The sequence below is a fragment of the Lachnospiraceae bacterium genome (assembly GCA_022794035.1).
In the GTDB taxonomy this organism is placed as follows: domain Bacteria; phylum Bacillota; class Clostridia; order Lachnospirales; family Bianqueaceae; genus CALWPV01.
The window spans coordinates 129,024-146,900 of the sequence record JAAWDX010000012.1 but is presented as its reverse complement, the minus strand read 5'-3'; the positions used below and the strand labels follow the sequence as shown (position 1 = coordinate 146,900).

Annotated in this window: 13 protein-coding genes; 12 read left to right on the top strand and 1 reads right to left on the bottom strand. The window is 51.9% G+C overall.

All coding sequences use genetic code 11. The features are described 5' to 3' along the window. Positions 1 to 73 precede the first annotated feature (73 nt). From HFE64_09905 to HFE64_09880, 6 genes are all read left to right on the top strand, one after another. Positions 74 to 2,404, top strand: coding sequence for an HAD-IC family P-type ATPase (locus tag HFE64_09905; GenBank protein ID MCI8633776.1), 2,331 nt, complete (start codon positions 74 to 76; stop codon positions 2,402 to 2,404). After that, entirely contained in the window at positions 2,401 to 4,503 is a 2,103-nt protein-coding gene (locus tag HFE64_09900; protein MCI8633775.1) for a glycoside hydrolase family 3 protein, read from the top strand. The genes HFE64_09905 and HFE64_09900 overlap by 4 nt, the downstream gene beginning before the upstream one ends. Before the next feature lie 112 nt (positions 4,504 to 4,615). Then, positions 4,616 to 6,052 (top strand): 2-isopropylmalate synthase, encoded by a 1,437-nt coding sequence (locus HFE64_09895; GenBank protein ID MCI8633774.1) that lies wholly within the window; start codon positions 4,616 to 4,618, stop codon positions 6,050 to 6,052. After that, on the top strand, positions 6,027 to 6,692 hold the full coding sequence (locus HFE64_09890; GenBank protein MCI8633773.1) for a GntR family transcriptional regulator: 666 nt from the start codon (positions 6,027 to 6,029) through the stop codon (positions 6,690 to 6,692). Before HFE64_09895 ends, HFE64_09890 begins: the two co-directional genes overlap by 26 nt. After that, positions 6,689 to 8,809 (top strand): hydratase, encoded by a 2,121-nt coding sequence (locus tag HFE64_09885; GenBank protein ID MCI8633772.1) that lies wholly within the window; start codon positions 6,689 to 6,691, stop codon positions 8,807 to 8,809. The genes HFE64_09890 and HFE64_09885 overlap by 4 nt, the downstream gene beginning before the upstream one ends. Before the next feature lie 7 nt (positions 8,810 to 8,816). Next, positions 8,817 to 10,037, top strand: a complete 1,221-nt coding sequence (locus HFE64_09880; protein ID MCI8633771.1) for an NADP-dependent isocitrate dehydrogenase — start codon at positions 8,817 to 8,819, stop codon at positions 10,035 to 10,037. Between the two features lie 402 nt (positions 10,038 to 10,439). Here the strand turns inward: HFE64_09880 and HFE64_09875 are convergent, their stop codons facing one another. Continuing rightward, complete coding sequence (locus HFE64_09875; GenBank protein MCI8633770.1) at positions 10,440 to 11,201, bottom strand: hypothetical protein; 762 nt, start codon at positions 11,199 to 11,201, stop codon at positions 10,440 to 10,442. A 193-nt stretch (positions 11,202 to 11,394) separates the two neighbouring features. Here HFE64_09875 and HFE64_09870 point away from each other — a divergent pair, with 193 nt between their 5' ends. From HFE64_09870 to HFE64_09845, 6 genes are all read left to right on the top strand, one after another. Next, positions 11,395 to 12,261, top strand: coding sequence for an aldose 1-epimerase family protein (locus HFE64_09870; protein MCI8633769.1), 867 nt, complete (start codon positions 11,395 to 11,397; stop codon positions 12,259 to 12,261). Positions 12,262 to 12,399: 138 nt separating this feature from the next. Then, positions 12,400 to 13,491, top strand: a complete 1,092-nt coding sequence (locus tag HFE64_09865; GenBank protein ID MCI8633768.1) for a 4Fe-4S dicluster domain-containing protein — start codon at positions 12,400 to 12,402, stop codon at positions 13,489 to 13,491. After that, positions 13,491 to 15,713, top strand: coding sequence for a pyruvate synthase (locus HFE64_09860; GenBank protein ID MCI8633767.1), 2,223 nt, complete (start codon positions 13,491 to 13,493; stop codon positions 15,711 to 15,713). Before HFE64_09865 ends, HFE64_09860 begins: the two co-directional genes overlap by 1 nt. A gap of 100 nt (positions 15,714 to 15,813) precedes the next feature. Continuing rightward, on the top strand, positions 15,814 to 16,350 hold the full coding sequence (locus tag HFE64_09855; protein ID MCI8633766.1) for an AbrB/MazE/SpoVT family DNA-binding domain-containing protein: 537 nt from the start codon (positions 15,814 to 15,816) through the stop codon (positions 16,348 to 16,350). A gap of 117 nt (positions 16,351 to 16,467) precedes the next feature. Beyond that, on the top strand, positions 16,468 to 17,265 hold the full coding sequence (locus HFE64_09850; GenBank protein ID MCI8633765.1) for a LarC family nickel insertion protein: 798 nt from the start codon (positions 16,468 to 16,470) through the stop codon (positions 17,263 to 17,265). Next, on the top strand, positions 17,262 to 17,849 hold the full coding sequence (locus HFE64_09845) for a non-canonical purine NTP pyrophosphatase (protein ID MCI8633764.1): 588 nt from the start codon (positions 17,262 to 17,264) through the stop codon (positions 17,847 to 17,849). The genes HFE64_09850 and HFE64_09845 overlap by 4 nt, the downstream gene beginning before the upstream one ends. Positions 17,850 to 17,877 lie beyond the last annotated feature (28 nt).

The window sequence follows — 17,877 nt, the reverse complement described above, 5'->3', positions numbered from 1 at the left end:
AAGGCCTGTTTTTTTAGCATATATGTGATAGAATAGGAAAATGGAAATTTACGGAAGGGATCGGAGGATGAAAATGGAGCTACAAGGGCTTTCTGAAAGAGAGGTTGCGGCGAGGCGCAGTCAGGGCCTGCTGAATGTCGGCAGCGAGGTAAAAACAAAAACGGCAGGACAGATCGTGGCAGGGCATACACTGACGTTGTTTAATGCGCTCAATCTGGCCCTGGCCGCTGCGCTGCTCTTAGTGGGGTCCTACAAAAATATGCTGTTTATGGGCGTAGTGATCTGCAATACGGCAATCGGCGTGTTTCAGGAGCTGCGTTCAAAGCGGATGGTAGACAAGCTTTCGATTCTGGTCTCTCATAAGGCACAGGTGATTCGGAGCGGCAGGCAGCAGGAGATTCCGATTGAGGAAATTGTGCTGGATGATCTGCTGCATCTTCGCAGGGGAAATCAGATCCCAGCTGACTGTGAGGTTTTACAAGGCCGCTGCTATGTGAATGAAAGCCTGATCACAGGGGAGTCTGATCTGATTGCAAAAACGGAAGGCGATACGCTGCTGTCGGGCAGCTTTGTGGCCGGAGGAGAGTGCGCTGCACAGGTCATCCATGTGGGCAAGGATAACTATGCAGCGCAGATCAGCAATGAGGCAAAGGAACTAAAGCAGGTGCATTCGGAAATTATGATGACGCTGAAAAGGCTGATTCAGGTGATTTCCTGTGTGATTATCCCGATGGGGGCGTTTTTGTTCTACAATCAATTTACGATACCGGGCGCCAGCATGCAGGCAGCAGTTGTCAACACAGTGGCGGCGCTGATCGGCATGATTCCGGAGGGGCTGATGCTGCTGACCAGCACCGTGCTGGCCGTATCCGTGATCCGTCTTTCAAAGAGCAAGGTTCTGGTGCAGCAGCTATACTGCATCGAGACGCTGGCAAGAGTGGATGTGCTGTGCTTAGATAAAACGGGGACGATTACCTGTGATGATATGGAGGTGGAGGAGCTGCATGCGCTGCCGGAGGCATCGGAAACGGAGCTAAGGCAGGCTTTTGCCGCTTTTACGGCTTCATCGCGCGATCAGAGCTCGACAATAGCAGCACTGAAGGCCTATTTTACGGAAAAAGTGCCGCGGAAGGCACTGCAGGTGGTGGATTTTTCTTCGGAAAAGAAATGGTCGGGCGCCTCCTATGATACCGGCGTTACCTATGTCGTGGGCGCCGGGGAAATGATCCTGGGAGAGCGGTATCATAGACTCAAGGCGGCTATTGCACGGCAGGCAGGGACCAGGCGCGTTTTGCTGATGGCTAAAAGCCGGCAGGGGTTTGGCAGGGAGGAAGCGCTGCCGGAGGGGCTGGAGCCGATGGGCTTTGTACTGATTCAGGATAAGATACGGCCAGAGGCGCCGAGGACGATTCAGTATTTTCGTGAGCAGGGAGTCAGGCTCAAAGTGATATCCGGCGACAGCATGGAGACGGTGAGGCAGATCGCGCAGGAGGCCGGCATCCCTGAGGCAGAGCAGGCCGTGGATGCCCGGACGCTGGAGAGTGATGCGCTGTTAGAAGAAGCGGCAGAGCGGTATCAGGTTTTCGGGCGGGTGACACCTGCACAGAAGAAGAAGCTGATTCAGGCGCTGCAGAAGAAGGGGCATACGGTAGCTATGACGGGCGATGGCGTAAATGATGTGCTGGCGCTCAAGGAGGCCGATTGCTCAGTGGCGATGGCGGCCGGAAGCGATGCGGCCAGAAATGTAGCGCAGCTGGTACTGACGACCAATGATTTCAGCTCTATGCCCAAGGTGGTGGCAGAAGGCCGCCGCTCGATCAATAATATTCAGCGCAGCGCCTCGCTGTTTTTGGTGAAAACGCTGTTTTCGATCTGCATCGGTCTGCTGTTTGTTTTTCTGGATTTTCGCTATCCCTTTCAGCCGATTCAGATGTCTTTTATCGGAGTGTTTACCATCGGGCTTCCCTCGTTTATTTTGGCCTTGGAGCCAAATAAGGAGCGGATCAAGGGAAACTTTTTCTATAATATCATGACCAGAGCGCTGGCAGGCGCCGTGACGATGACGATCGGGATTATCGTCACCTATCTGGCAGGGATGATCTTTAAGCTGAGCTACGAGGAGACCTCTACGCTGGCGGTCATTTTAACGGCGACAAGCGGCGTATATCTCTTAGTTCGCATCTCCATTCCCTTCAATTTAATCAGGAAAATTCTGCTGGGCGTTGTTCTCTGCGGCCTGCTCTGCGGCATATTCTGTTTTCAGCCGCTTTTGGGGCTTGCGCCGCTGTCCGGGCAGCTGGCTCTATTCGTACTGGGAACCGGCATTTTGAACGCTGTAATTTTCACCGGTCTGTATCATATGACGGAGCGTATACGGATCAAAAAGGAGAGGAGCGGAAGATGAGATCAGAAGCAAAGAGAAGACGGGCACAACAAAGGGCCGGAGAGCTGGTCCGGCAAATGACCCTGGAGGAAAAAGCAGGACAGATGCTGTATCAGGCGCCGGCAATCCCTCGTCTGGGACTGCCGGCCTATAACTGGTGGAACGAAGCGCTGCACGGCGTGGCGAGAGCAGGCTTGGCCACGGTATTTCCGCAGTCAATCGGCCTGGCGGCCACCTTTGATCCGGCGCTCATAGAGAAAATCGGCCGCGTCATCGGTGAAGAGGGCCGCTTAAAAAATGCCATTTACCGGTCGGAAGGAGAGCGCGGCATCTATAAAGGGCTGACCTATTGGTCGCCCAATATCAATATCGTGCGCGATCCAAGATGGGGCAGAGCACATGAAACCTATGGAGAGGATCCATGCCTGACTGCTGCAATGGGAACGGCCTTTGTCAGAGGCATGCAGGAAGGAGAGGAAGGGGACGGCCTCACGGCGGCCGCCTGCGTAAAGCATTTTGCCGTTCACAGCGGACCAGAGGAAACACGGCACGGGTTTGACGCAGAGGTTACGCCGCAGGATCTGATGGATACCTATCTGCCTGCGTTTGAACGCGTAGTTAAGGATGCGCAGGTAGCCGGTGTAATGGGCGCCTATAATGCAGTCAACGGCGTGCCCTGCTGTGCCAATGCCTATCTGCAGCAGGAGCTTTTGCGCAGGGAGTGGGGCTTTGAAGGCTACACCGTCTCCGACTGCGGCGCCATCTCCGATATCAGCGAGCGCCATCATTATACGGCGACCAAGGTAGAGGCGGCGGCGCTGGCGGTGCAAAACGGCTGCGACCTGAACTGCGGGGCTATGTACGGCTATCTGCTGGAGGCAGTTCAGAAGGGCTATTTAAAAGAAGAAGCCATCGACCAAGCCGTTCAAAGGCTATTAACGGTGCGGCTGATGCTCGATATGGATGCGCCGGTTGCTGACGGCAAGGCAGCTGTTCAGACCTGGCTCACCAAGCAGCCGGAGTATGAAGCGCTCAATCTGCGGGCCGCCGAAAAATCAATGGTACTGCTTAAAAATAATGGGATTCTGCCACTCGCGCACCCGAAGACCGTGGCCGTCATTGGCCCCAATGCGCGTTCGCTTACTGCGCTGGAGGGGAATTATCACGGCACAGCCGAAAAAATGACGACGGTGCTGCAGGGACTGCGCGAGGCGCTGCCGGATAGTCAGTTCTTGGTCTCAGAAGGCTGTCATCTATATAAAAATAAACTGGAAGCCATGTCACAGACACCGGATGATCAGCTGGCAGAGGCCGTCGCACTTGCGCGCTATGCGCAGGTGAGCGTGCTGTGCCTGGGGCTGGATCCGTCGATAGAGGGTGAGCTTGGGGACGCTAGTAATGAATATGCAGCAGGCGATAAGCATAGCCTGTATTTGCCGGAGAGCCAGCAAAGGCTGTTAAAGGCGGTGTGCCGCGTATCGGAGCAGGTCGTGGTGGTGCTTTTGAGCGGAGGTGCGCTGGATCTGGGGGAAGAAGAGGCTCATGTAGGAGCGGTGCTGCAGGCGTGGTATCCGGGAGCCATGGGCGGAAAGGCAGCTGCCGAGGTGCTGACAGGCCAGGTGAATCCGACGGGGAGGCTGCCGGTGACGTTTTATCATAACGAGCAGGTCTGCTGGGATTTTGAAGACTATGCGATGACAGGAAAAACCTATCGCTATTTTAAAGAAAAGCCGTTGTATCCGTTTGGATATGGCCTGAGCTATCGGAGGCTCATGCTGTCGGAGCCTCAGGAGGAAGCGGAGGGCATTTCGTTTAGCGCTTATAATCCGTATGACAAGGAAACAGAAATGGCCGTGCAGGTGTATGCAAAGCTTACGGAGCAGGGACTTCGCACAGCCAATTGCCAGCTGGTTGCGCTGCAGATGCTTTGTCTGCGGCCGGGGGAGCGGAAGCGGGTGCATATGCCGCTGCCCGATTACTGGATGCAGGTGGTGGATGAGAAAGGCAAACGGCGGCCGTGCAAAGGGAGCGCTGTCATTTATATCGGAGATCACCAGCCGGATGCGCGAAGCGAGGAGCTCTGTGAGGAGCCGTGCCTGCAGCTCATTTTAAAGAAATAATAGAGAGACGTCCTTCATTTGAGGGACGTCTTTTTGTGTAGATTGCACACTTGACATGAAGTGTATAATTGTATACAATAATACAAATTGATAGAGGAGGTTGATGCACATCATGAATTACCATGAATATGATCATTTTAATACAGGCGACCAAGAGGGAGAGCTCAAGGTCAACCCGCAAACCAATCTATTGGAGCTGACTAATTTTGAGTATTCCCTGCAGGATGTAGAAAGTCCCAACCTCTATAGAATGCTGTTTAATTATCAGGAAGTTCCCAAGCTTATGTTTAACCGCAGGCTTGTACCCATGGATATGCCAAAGGAGATTTGGATCACCGATACTACGTTTCGCGATGGACAGCAGTCCAGAGAGCCGTATACAGCGCAGCAGATTGTAGCGCTGTTTGATATGCTGCACCGCTTGGGGGGGCCTAAAGGAATCATTCGCCAAAGTGAATTTTTCTTATATAGCAAAAAGGATCGGGATGCTGTGTATCAGTGTATGGAGCGCGGCTATGAATTTCCGGAGGTTACCAGCTGGATCCGGGCGAATAAAAAGGATTTTGAGCTGGTGAAAATGTTTGGCTTAAAAGAGACCGGTATTTTAGTCAGCTGCTCAGATTACCATATTTTTTATAAGCTTAAGATGACCAGAAGACAGGCGATTGATCACTATCTGGGCATCGTTAAGGAGTGCATTGAGGCAGGGATCCGCCCCCGCTGCCATTTTGAGGATATTACCCGCGCGGATTTTTATGGCTTTGTGGTTCCCTTTGTGATCGAGCTCCACAAGCTGATGGTGGAGACGGGGATGCCGATTAAAATCCGTGCCTGCGACACCATGGGCTACGGCGTTGGCATTCCGGGTGCCGCGCTGCCGCGCAGCGTGCCGGGCATCATTTATGGTCTGCATCATCATGCGCATATGCCGTCAGAATTGCTGGAATTCCATGGCCATAATGATTTTTATCGTGCTGTATCCAATTCTACTACTGCATGGCTGTACGGAGCCTCCGGCGTGAACTGCTCGCTGCTTGGCATTGGAGAGCGCACGGGCAACTGTCCGATTGAGGCAATGGTCATGGAGTATGCGCAGCTAAAAGGAACGCTTGACGGGATGGATCCCACTGTAATCACAGAAATTGCAGAATACTACGAGCGGGAGCTTGACTATCCGATCCCGCCCAGAACACCGTTTGTGGGCGCTGATTTCAATGTGACGCGGGCCGGCGTGCATGCCGATGGACTGCTGAAAAATGAAGAGGTCTATAATATCTTTGACACGGGAGCTTTACTGAACCGGCCGCCAAAGGTGATGATCAGCAATACCTCAGGCGTATCCGGAATTGCCGTCTGGGTGAATCAGTACCTGCGCTTATCGGGCGAAAATGCGCTGGATAAAAAGGATCCGCTGGTGACAGGGCTGAAAGCCTGGGTGGATCAGCAATATGAAGAGGGCCGGGTAACGGCCATCACAGACGGCGAGCTGGAGCAGCAGCTGGAAAGAATTACGGAGGAGCAGCATGGAAGAGAAAATGCAGGCCGCTAATTTGACGGCGCAGGTATACCAGCAGATCCGCAGAGGAATTTTGTGCGGCAGCTGGAAGCCGGGACAGGCGCTGACGGAGCTGGCGCTCAGCAAGCAGCTCAGTGTCAGCCGCACACCAGTGCGGGAAGCGCTGCGGCAGCTGGAGCTGGAAGGGCTGATCGAGCTAAGGCCCAACCGAGGAGCCGTCGTGGTCGGGATCTGCCCGAGCGATATTGAAGATATTTATGAAATCCGTTCGCTGCTCGAAGGCCGCGCTGCCAAGAAGGCAGCGACAAACGCCAGCCCTGAGATGCTCGACCGGCTGGTCGAGATTGTGGATTTGACGGAGTTTTATATCGAGCGTCAGGATTATGACAGAGTGACGGTCATGGATGACCGTTTTCATCAGCTCATCTATGAATTAACAGGCAGCCGGATGTTTCAGCGAATTTTGGCCGATCTGCATGCCTATGCAGAGGATGTGCGCGAAAGATCCATCAAGGAACCCGGCCGGGCCATGGTGATGCTGGCCGAGCATAGGGCTATTCTGGAGGCGATGGCGGAGCATGACAGCGAAAAGGCCAGCCGGCTGATGACGCAGCATGTCAATAACTCGGCAGAGAATATGGAGAAAAATCATTTACTGGAGGTTATGCCGTGAAATATCATGAAGAAGGAATTTATCTGTTAGAGGGAAAGCGCTTAGCGGCAGAGGGCGTGCTTTCGCCTAAAGAAGGCCGGGAGCGGACTCTGGCTTATCAGATCCTGCGCGCGCATGAGACGGCACTGGAAGAAGGACAGATGCATCTGCGGTTTGATGCGCTGATTTCGCATGATATCACCTATGTCGGAATCATTCAGACGGCCAGGGCCAGCGGACTGGAGAGCTTTCCGCTTCCGTATGCGCTGACCAACTGTCATAACAGTCTGTGCGCCGTGGGAGGAACGATCAATGAGGATGACCATGTATTCGGACTATCGGCGGCACAAAAATACGGCGGTATCTATGTGCCGGCCAATCAGGCCGTCATCCATCAATATGCAAGAGAGGAGATGGCTGCCTGCGGCCATATGATTTTAGGATCGGACAGCCATACCCGCTATGGGGCATTTGGCACGATGGGTATCGGAGAAGGCGGTCCGGAGCTGGTCAAGCAGCTGCTGCAAAATACGTATGACATCCCGGAGCCGCCGGTCGTGCTCGTTTATGTGACGGGCAGCCTGCGCAAGGGCGTAGGTCCTCATGATGTAGCGCTGGCGCTCTGTAAAGAGGTGTTCGGCACGGTTAAAAATATGATCCTGGAATTTGCAGGCCCCGGGATCGCTTCCTTGTCGGCTGATGAGAGGATCGGCATTGATGTGATGACGACGGAAACAGCCTGTTTATCGTCCATTTGGGAAACGGATGATACGATTCGGGCCTATTATGAAAACCATGGCCGTCCGGAGGCCTACCAAAGGCTGCAGCCCGGAGAAGGAGCCTATTATGATCACTATATTGAACTGAATTTGAGTGAAATTGAGCCGATGATTGCCCTGCCGTATCATCCGTCCAATGCGGTGCCCATTCGGGAGCTGAAGCAGCATCCGCAGCAGTATCTGGAACCGCTGGGGCTTTTGGATAAAATTACGGACGACGGGATCTGGGTGGATCAGGGCGTGATTGCCGGCTGTGCCGGCGGTCTGTATGAAAATATACAGGAGGCGGCAGCGATTTTAAAAGGCGGATCGATTGGCGATGGCGCGTTTTCGCTGAGTGTGTATCCGGCGTCGACGCCGATCAACCAGCAGGTAGCGGCTAACGGCATGCTGACGGAGCTCTTGGAGGCGGGGGCGGTGATCAAGCCGTGCTTTTGCGGACCATGCTTTGGCGCGGGGGATGTGCCAAGCCATGGCGGGCTTTCGATTCGTCATACGACGAGGAATTTTGCCAATCGAGAGGGCTCGAAGCCTGGCGAGGGTCAGCAGGCGATGGTGGCGCTGATGGACGCGCGCTCGATTGCGGCGACGGCAGCGAGGGGCGGCCTTTTAACGGGCGCTGATGAGCTGACTTATGAGATAGAAAAGAAGCCCTATCGGTTTAACGGCGAGATCTATCGCAAGCGGTGCTATGATGGCGTAGGGCGCCCGCAGCCGGAGACGGCGCTCAAGCTGGGGCCTAATATTACGGATTGGCCGCAGATAGAGCCGCTGAAGGAGAATTTGCTGGTGCAGCTGGCGGCGGTGATCCGGGATCCGGTGACGACAACGGATGAGCTGATTCCCTCCGGGGAGACTTCTTCATATCGTTCTAATCCGCTGCGCTTAGCTGAATTTGCGCTTTCAAGGCGGGAGCCGGCGTATGTGGCACGGGCAAAAGCGGTGCAGAGGATGACAGCGGCAGAGCTGGGATATGATGCGAAAAGCACGAGCATAGGCTCTGCGATTTTTGCAAATAAGCCGGGAGATGGCTCAGCCAGAGAGCAGGCGGCCTCCTGCCAGAGAGTGCTGGGAGGAGCAGCCAATTTCTGTCTTGAATATGCCACCAAGCGGTATCGTTCCAATTGCATCAATTGGGGCATGGTGCCCTTTACGGTGGAGGAGTTTCCCTATGAAACAGGGGAATGGCTGTATATACCGGGGCTGCGTACGGCACTTTTGGAAGGCAGGGAGGAGATCACCGGATATGTGAAGGATCAGCCGCTGACGCTCTATATGAAAGGGCTTACCGAGACGGAAATTCAGATCCTGTTAGATGGATGTCTGATGAACTATTATAAAAACAGAGGAAAGGGATGAGGCGAGGATGAAAAAGATTCAAATGCTAACGCCGCTGGTGGAGATGGACGGCGATGAGATGACGCGGGTGCTGTGGCAGATGATCAAGGAGGAGCTGCTGCTGCCATTTATTGATCTGAAAACAGAATACTATGACCTAGGACTGCCGCACCGCGATGAGACAGCGGATCAGGTCACGGTGGATGCCGCGCTGGCGACAAAGCAATATGGCGTGGCTGTTAAATGCGCGACCATTACGCCGAATAAGCAGCGCATGGAGGAATACCAGCTGCATGAGATGTGGAAAAGCCCGAATGCCACCATCCGGGCGATGCTGGACGGAACCGTGTTTCGTGCGCCCATTCTGCTGGAGCGGATTAAGCCGGCGGTTCGTTTTTGGAAAAAGCCGATTACCATTGCGCGTCATGCCTATGGGGATGTGTATAAGAGCGTTGAGCTAAGGACTGAGGAGGGCGGCACCTGTGAGCTGGTCTTTACTGGAGAGAGCGGACGGGTGCAGCGTGAGACAGTACAGACGCTGGAGGGGCCGGGAGTCTTTCAGGCAATGCATAATAAAGAGGCCTCTATCCGCGCGTTTGCCCATGCCTGCTTCCAATATGCGCTGGATGTAAAGCAGGATGTATGGTTTGCCTCTAAAGATACGATTTCTAAGACCTATGACGGCGCTTTCAAAGAAATTATGGCGGCTGTATTTGAAGAGTATAAAGAGCGGTTTGAGGCTGCCGGGATTGAATATTTTTATACGCTGATCGATGATGCAGTCGCGCGGGTCATTCGCTCGGAGGGCGGATTCATCTGGGCCTGCAAAAATTATGACGGCGATGTGATGAGCGATATGGTCTCTACGGCGTTTGGCTCGCTGGCGATGATGACCTCGGTGCTGGTAAGCCCGGACGGCGTATATGAATACGAAGCGGCGCACGGCACGGTGACGCGGCATTATTATCGGTATTTAAAAGGAGAAAAGACCTCAACCAATCCGATCGCGACGATCTATGCTTGGACAGGAGCTCTGAAAAAAAGAGGAGAGCTCGACAGTCTGCCGGAGCTGATGGGATTTGCAGACGCGCTGGAAAAGGCCTGCATGCAGGTACTAGGTCAAGGCATCATGACCAAGGATTTAATTGCTCTTGCCAGCCCTGAAGAAGGAGCCTCCCTGCGATCAGTCAGCTCTGAGGAATTTATTCAGGAAATTCGAAGAGAGCTGGAGAGTATGCTGACAGAGTGAGAGTCCTCTGTTTTTCTTTCTTGTTTTCTCGTCGTATTTTCAGCTGTGCGGTTTGCCATGTTGGTTTGCTGTGTTGTTTTGTTTTATCATGTTTTACCATGTTGGTTCCTCCGCCCATGGCGGAAATGGACGAAATAGCTGAACTTTTTCAGCTATGCATGGCGTAGCGCCTATCATATCGCTGAGATTTTCTGTCAGCAAGTATCTTGAAATAGTAAATGGCGGAAGGATTTCCGCCATTTTTTTGTCCAAACTCTGGACATGACTGGAATCCTTCCGCCATTTAGTTTAGTTCCGCCAACACTGGCGGAAAGCAAAGCAGCTTCGAAAGCAAAGCAGCTTCAAAGACAAAGCAGTTTCGAAAGCACAGCAGCTTCGTTTCAGCGCTGAAGCCTTGATCAATCAATCCGTTGTTAGATCGCGATAGACAATGCCGCAGAGCACATCGCCCCGATCTCCGTCGTTTGCATATACCATGATCAGCCGCATCCATTCCATAGCACTGGGAGAATACTCATAGCTGACAGTTTTAGGATTGCTGACAAAGCCAGCAGCCGTCTCTAAATCAGCCGCATCATTATAAGCCGTAGTCGCAGCTGAGAAGTTAAAATCAGAGGGGGCGAGATAACGGGTATAATATTCCTCCGGCGTGCAGCGGATGGTCTCTCCGCTGCCGGGGTATGTCCCATAGATTTTGCTGTCAAGCTGGAAAAACTCGGCGACCTCGTCGGCAGACAGGACTATATCTTGCTCTGTCATGCTGCCGGTGGGAGAGAGGCGCAGCCCCTGACTGCCTACGTAGGAGGCAAAGGAAGACATATCGCGTGACAGGAGGCAGGTGAGGACATTGATCATAATATCATCATAAGATACGCCGGAAGGTTTAAAATTGAGATCCGGCGAATCCGGCTGATCCTCAGGATTAAGTCCAGAGGCCAAAGAAGAATCGGAGTCAGCTGCAGAAGACTCCGGCAAAGCAGAGCTTTCCGAAGAGGAAAGACTTTCGGGAGCAGAGGATAAGGGAGCTGAATAGGAGGAAGAGACAAGCGAAGACTGAGAAGAAGCGCTTTGCTGCTTCTTCCAAGGACTCCACAGCACAACCACAGTGCAAGCAATGATTAAAATCAAAACGACGAGTAAACTCATCTTAATACTTTTTTTCATAAATACCTCTTTTCTGGAGCGCGAAAGCGCTTAAATCCAATAGTACTATAAGCAGATTTCATTGTAGCAGTAAATAGAGGCAGGGTCAAGCCCTATCCTAGATAAGCGCAGGAGAGAAAATTTGTCAATTAAGACTTGGCAGGAGCGCTCATCCAGAGTATACTGATAAAAAACGATAGAGGAGAGAGGTTGTATGGTTACATTAGAAAACGAAAGGTTTATTGTGACAGCCAAAGAAGAAGGAGCCGAGCTGACCAGAATCTATGATAAGGAGCACCGGCGCGAATGTCTTTGGAACGGCGACCCAGCGATCTGGAAGGGACAGGCACCCATCCTGTTTCCGGTGGTTGGCCGCTGCAAAAATTATCAATACCGCTATCAGGGAAAGACCTATGAGATAGGACAGCATGGTTTCTGCCGGCAGTCGGTCTTTGAGATAGCCGATCAGACTAAGACACAGGTTGTTTTTCGTCTGAAGGCCTCGGAGGAAACGAAAAAGGCCTATCCTTTTGATTTTGTGTTGTCAGTGATTTATACGCTGGAGGCAGAGCAAATCATCACAACCTTCCGGGTAGAAAATCCGGCAGAACATGCGCTGTATTTTTCAATCGGCGGACATCCGGGCTTCTTTTATGACGGCCCGATTGAAAAGCAGGTAGTCAGCTTTGATGTAAAGGAAAGCCTGGACCGGGTGCTGCTGAGTGAAAACGGGCAGTTCCGCCGTGAAGTAGAAAAGGAATACATTAAAAAAGGAGAGGATCTTCACCTATACGAGGGGATTTTCAAGGATGATGCGCTGGTATTTCATGATTTTGCCTTTCATAAGCTGAGGATTCAAAATCCGGAAACAGGGCGCGGCGTCGAGATGGATCTGAGCGGCTTTCCCTATGTGGGGATATGGTCAATGAATAAGCCGGGATCGCCCTATGCCTGTATCGAGCCATGGTATGGATTAGCCGATTATGAGGATTTTGCGGGAGAGCTGCCGGAAAAGGACGGGATCCAAAAGCTGGAAGGCGGCGCCGTATTTGAATGCTGCTATGCGGTAAAGATGTTATAATTTAGATTGATTTTAAGAATACAGACAGAGCGAGAGCCAAGACCTAAATCAGTGTCTTGGCTCTGTTTTTTGTATATTTTCCCAGATTTTGCGGCAGGCTAAGCATAGTTGACGATAGAGAGTAAAAGGGAGGAAACTATGAAAAATCAAGAGCTGCCAATCACAAACGAAGCAGGATATTACGAAATACGCTTAGAAAGCGTGGGCGGTATGGGCGCCAATCTGTGCGGAAAGCTGCTGGGAGAGCTGGGCGCGATGTATCTGGGCCTAAATGCCGCCAGCTTTGCCAGCTACGGATCAGAAAAGCGCGGTTCGCCGGTCAAGGCTTATATCCGCTGGTGCAAAGCAGATCAGGAGCTGCGGATTAACAGCCCGGTAGAGACGCCGCAGCTTTTGGGGCTCTTTCACGAAGCAATGCTTGAAAAAAGCTCGGCCCTGTCCGGCATAACCGAAGAAACTCATATTGTGCTCAATACACCCAAGAGCCCGCAGGAGGCGCAAGAAAAGCTGAGAATTTCGCAGGGGCTACTATACTGCATCGATGCGCAAAAGGCGGCGCTGGATCATAAAAGCAGGCTGAACATGGTCATGCTCGGCGCACTCGTGAAGGCCTCCGGCTTCATTCCGCTAGAACCAGTTTTGCAGCTAATTCAAGAGACAATGGGAAAGAAATATCCCCATTTATTAGAAAATAATCTGGCAGGCGTCAGGGCAGGTTACGAGCAGATGTCAGAGCCCATAAAGCTAAACGTCCCGCCGCAGGCGGAAAAAGAGGAGAAAAGGCTGTCTTGGGGCTATCGTACAGCACCGATTGGAGGAGTCAATCCCCGGATCGGCAGTACGGTCAGCAATGATGTCTCAGCCAGCCGTGAGGGCTATATTCCCCTGTTCCATCCAGAGCGATGCATCCACTGCGCCCTGTGCGACAGTACCTGCCCGGATATGGTATTTCAATTTCATGAGGGAGAATATAAGGGCAAGCAGCGAATGATCAACGGAGGTCTGGATTATCATCACTGCAAGGGATGTCTGCGCTGCGTTGCCGTATGCCCAACGGAAGCGCTAACGGCAGAGGAGGAGCGAAACTATCCGCAGCTTCCGCATTTTGTCCGCAATCAGGATTTGATTGCAGAGCATATCGATTTTAATTGTGTGGGAGCAAACTCATGGATTACCAGTGAGGCCTATCTAAAAGAAAAGCCGGTTGATGCAGAAGGAGGCATAGAGTGATGAAAATCAAACAAAGGGCTGTATTTGAGAGCGGAAACGAATTAGCTGCTTACGCGGCAAAACAGATCAATTACCATGTGATGGGATACTATCCCATTACGCCATCGACGCAAATCGCTGAGCAACTAGACGTTTTAAAGGCAGAAGGACTTCACGATATATCGCTGATGCCGGCTGAGGGAGAGCATAGTGCAGCCGGTATCTGCTACGGAGCATCAGCAGGGGGAGGACGCGTATTTAATGCAACCAGTGCCAATGGTCTTTTATATGCACTGGAGCAGCTGCCCGTCCAATCCGGCACGCGGTTTCCTATGGTGCTCAATGTAGCCTGCCGCACAGTATCCGGCCCTCTGGACATCAAGGGAGATCACAGCGATATTATGTATACGCTAAGCTGCGGCTGGATCATTTTATTTGCCGGCTCGCCGCAGGCGGTTTATGATTTTAATCTCTGCGGCCTAAAAATTGCGGAAGCGGTTAAGCTGCCGGTCATTGTAGCGTTCGATGGATTTTTTACTTCTCATCAAAAACGGCGCTGCGAAATATGGGAAAGCGATGAAGAGGTGCAGCATTTTCTGGGAAAGTACGAAGCAGCCTATACGGCGCTGGATCCCGAGCATCCCGTTTCGATTGGATCCTATATGAATGAGCCGGATCTGGGAAACAATAAATATCAGCTGCATTTAGCGATGGAAGAGGCCAAAACAGTGACGGAGAGGGTCTTTCAGGAGTATGAGGAGCTGACAGGCAGGGCATATCATGAGGTAGAGGCCTATCGGGCAGAGGAGGCAGACACGCTTCTCATCCTACTAGGCTCCAGCTATGAAACGGCAAAGGAAGCCGTTGACCGGCTGCGAAAACAGGGAAAAAAGGCAGGCGCTGTTACGCTGCGCCAGCTCAGGCCATTTCCTGCAGCGGGTTTAGCCGCGGTATGCAAAACAGCAAAGACAATCATCATAGGAGACAGGCAGGACAGCTATGGCGCGGGAGGAGGCAATCTCTCGCTGGAGGTGAAGGCAGCGCTGCAGAGCAGCGCCATCAATACAAGAATCCTCAGCCGCGTATATGGGCTGGGGGGACAGGATTTTTTTGTCCACGATGCAGAGGCGCTGTTTCAGCTGGCAGAGGAGCCGGGGGCTCCCGCATTTGACTATCTGCATGTGCAGCCCGGTCAGGAGGGAGAGAAGAAGCCTTATTTTAATCCAGTAACAGAGGAAAATGCCTCAATCAACGCAGTTCAGGTCATCCAGGATTCTGGGCATTTTCAGGTAAAGGGCGGGCAGCTAAACGAGACCACGCGCATGCCCAAACGCCTTGCACCCGGTCACGGTGCTTGCCCCGGCTGCGGCATTCCTGTGAATGTGAACCTTTTGCTGCGGGGCATAGAAGGTAATGTCGTACTGCTTTTTCAAACAGGCTGCGGCATGGTCGTCACAACACCCTATCCGCAAACGGCCTTTAAGGTGCCCTATGTGCACAATCTCTTTCAAAACGGAGCCGCTACCCTGTCCGGCCTAGTTGAGATGTATCACCAGCGCCAAAAGCGCGGCGAGCTGCCGGAAGGTAAGCTTACGTTTATTATGGTCAGCGGCGATGGCGGCATGGACATCGGCATGGGCTCCGCGCTCGGCACAGCGCTGCGGGGCAGTAACCTGATCCTGTTTGAATATGATAACGGAGGCTATATGAACACGGGCTACCAGCTCTCCTATTCGACGCCAAAGGGCGCCCGGAGCGCTACCTCCCATGTGGGAAAGATGCAGTACGGCAAACAATTCTTCCACAAGGATATGCCGCAGATTATGGCCGCCGCGAATATTCCCTATGTAGCCACCGTAGCAGAATCCAATCCTGTTGATTTTATCAGAAAAGCAGCGAAGGCGCAAAAATATGCGAATGAGCAGGGCGTAGTCTATATGAAAGCACTTTCGGCATGCCCTCTTAACTGGAATGATAAGCCTAACAAAGAACGAAGTGTGATTGAGGCCGCAGTGGATTGCTGCTATTTCCCCTTGTATGAAATCGAAAACGGATGTACGAAGCTCAGCTATGATCCTGAGGAAAAGGGAAAGAAGCGGCCCGTGCTTGATTTTCTGAGCATGATGGGGCGTACGCAGCATCTGAAAAAGGCTGAATATGAAGCGGTAGTTGGCAGCATTCAGCAGGAGGTAGATCGGCGCTGGGAGCGGCTGAAGGCAAGAGCTGAAAATCCCATTTTATAGAAGAAGGCGTTTTAATTGCATATTTTTAGCAATATCACAAATACTAGCCAGGTGAGATGCACAAATTTTTTATGAAATCTGTAAATGGAGGAAGTAGCGTATGAAAGCGACGGGAGTCGTGAGAAAAATTGATGATCTAGGCAGAATTGTCATCCCGAAGGAAATTCGTAAAACAATGAGAGTGCGGGAAGGCGAGCCTTTGGAAATTTTTACGGACCGAAATGGTCAGATTATTTTAAAAAAGTATTCGCCGATCGGCGATATGGGCGGCTTTGCTAAGCATTATGCGGAGTCGCTGGCACAGTCCAGCGGATATACCGTTTGCATTTCTGACAAGGATATGGTGGTGGCCGCATCCGGACAGGGAAAGAAAAAGCTGCAGGATAAGGATATCAGCAATGAGCTGGAAAAGGTTATGCAGCAGCGGGAGCTGCATTTGGCGCAGAGCGGTGAAAAAGGATATATTCCGATTACAGAGGAAGGGGATCAATACGCCAGTCAGGTGATTATGCCGATTATCAGCGAAGGAAATCCGATCGGAGCTGTAGCGATGCTGGGAGAGCATCCTATGGCAGAAAGTGATAAAAAGCTGGTCATGGTTGCTGCCGGATTTTTGGGCAGGCAGATGGAAGAATAATCAGATAAAAGGTCATGAGCAATCCAATAGATGCTTCATGGCCTTTTGTTTAGAATTTGACAGCAAGGCAGGGGATTGATATAATAAAAAAATGATGAAATACAGAAAGGAGTACAGATGAAGACCTTATATTTAGAATGCAATATGGGAGCCGCCGGCGATATGCTGGCAGCAGCGCTCTTAGAGCTGCTGCCGGATCCGGAGGCGTTTTTAACAAAGCTAAATGCGCTGGGGATTCCCGGAGTGAAAATCAGCAAGGAGCAGACAGCTAAATGCGGCATTATGGGCACACATATCAAGGTGATGGTGGGAGAAGCCGAGGAGAAGAGTGAGGATGTAGCGGAACATGAGCACCATCATGAACATCATCATGATCACGATCACCATCATGACCATGCGCATCATCATGCGGGTATGCATGAAATCGAACATATTATTTCTCATCTGGATCTGCCGGAAACGGTGCGGGAGGATGTGCTGGCAGTTTATGGACTGATTGCAGAGGCGGAGAGCCATGCGCATGGCCGGCCGGTGAGCGAGATTCATTTTCACGAGGTAGGGACGATGGATGCGATTGCTGATGTCACGGCGGTATGTCTTTTGATGCATGAGCTTTCGCCGCAGCGCATTGCCGCCTCTCCTGTGCATGTAGGAGCTGGACAGGTGCGCTGTGCACATGGCATCCTGCCGGTGCCGGCGCCGGCAACTGCTTATATTTTGAGAGATGTGCCGATCTATGGCGGAGCGGTGAGAGGCGAGCTTTGTACGCCGACAGGAGCCGCACTACTTAAGCATTTTGTTTCAGAATTTACCGGAATGCCGGTGATGAAGGTGCATAAAATCGGCTATGGCATGGGCACAAAGGATTTTGAAGCGGCCAATTGTGTGCGGGCGATGTGGGGTGAAACCGCATGAAGGTTTTGATGGGCAGTACCAATCCGTCAAAGATTGAGTACTATACGAAGCTGCTCGCTGCCTATCCGGTTACGGTTTTATCGCTGACGGATCTGAATATTACCTCAGAGCCGGAGGAAGGCGGCAAAACGCCGGAGGAAAATGCAGTCATTAAGGCAAAATATTACGGAAAGTTTTTTGAAACAGTAATCTGCAATGATTCTGGATTATATTTGGATGCATTTCCGATAGAGGATGCGAGGCAGCCAGGACTGCATGTACGCACGCCGATGGGACGGCCGCGGCTGGATGACGACAGTATGGTGGCTTATTATACTGAACTATCCAGAAGCTTGGGCGGGAAGATGCTTGCCTATTATTTGAACGGCTATGCCGTATATCATAAAGGAAAAATTGATTCTTATATGGAGTCAAGAGAGGAAAAACGAAAAACTACTTCGTTTTATCTGCTTGACCATGAAATTGCCCCGCGCCGCGCAGGGTGGCCGCTGGACTCCATTTCACTGCGTAATAAACAAGAATATGTGAAAAAGCGAGAAAAAGATCTGATTCCATTTCTCGTGCAGGCATTAGGACTTGCATAAAAAGAGGCTGTAAAAGCAGACAGATGAT

Bases quoted from the DNA above. Each gene is read 5' to 3' on its own strand.
- HFE64_09905 (MCI8633776.1), top strand. From the start codon at position 74: ATGGAGCTACAAGGGCTTTCTGAAAGAGAGGTTGCGGCGAGGCGCAGT.
- HFE64_09900 (MCI8633775.1), top strand. From the start codon at position 2,401: ATGAGATCAGAAGCAAAGAGAAGACGGGCACAACAAAGGGCCGGAGAG.
- HFE64_09895 (MCI8633774.1), top strand. From the start codon at position 4,616: ATGAATTACCATGAATATGATCATTTTAATACAGGCGACCAAGAGGGA.
- HFE64_09890 (MCI8633773.1), top strand. From the start codon at position 6,027: ATGGAAGAGAAAATGCAGGCCGCTAATTTGACGGCGCAGGTATACCAG.
- HFE64_09880 (MCI8633771.1), top strand. From the start codon at position 8,817: ATGAAAAAGATTCAAATGCTAACGCCGCTGGTGGAGATGGACGGCGAT.
- HFE64_09875 (MCI8633770.1), bottom strand. From the start codon at position 11,201: ATGAAAAAAAGTATTAAGATGAGTTTACTCGTCGTTTTGATTTTAATC.
- HFE64_09870 (MCI8633769.1), top strand. From the start codon at position 11,395: ATGGTTACATTAGAAAACGAAAGGTTTATTGTGACAGCCAAAGAAGAA.
- HFE64_09865 (MCI8633768.1), top strand. From the start codon at position 12,400: ATGAAAAATCAAGAGCTGCCAATCACAAACGAAGCAGGATATTACGAA.
- HFE64_09860 (MCI8633767.1), top strand. From the start codon at position 13,491: ATGAAAATCAAACAAAGGGCTGTATTTGAGAGCGGAAACGAATTAGCT.
- HFE64_09855 (MCI8633766.1), top strand. From the start codon at position 15,814: ATGAAAGCGACGGGAGTCGTGAGAAAAATTGATGATCTAGGCAGAATT.
- HFE64_09850 (MCI8633765.1), top strand. From the start codon at position 16,468: ATGAAGACCTTATATTTAGAATGCAATATGGGAGCCGCCGGCGATATG.
- HFE64_09845 (MCI8633764.1), top strand. From the start codon at position 17,262: ATGAAGGTTTTGATGGGCAGTACCAATCCGTCAAAGATTGAGTACTAT.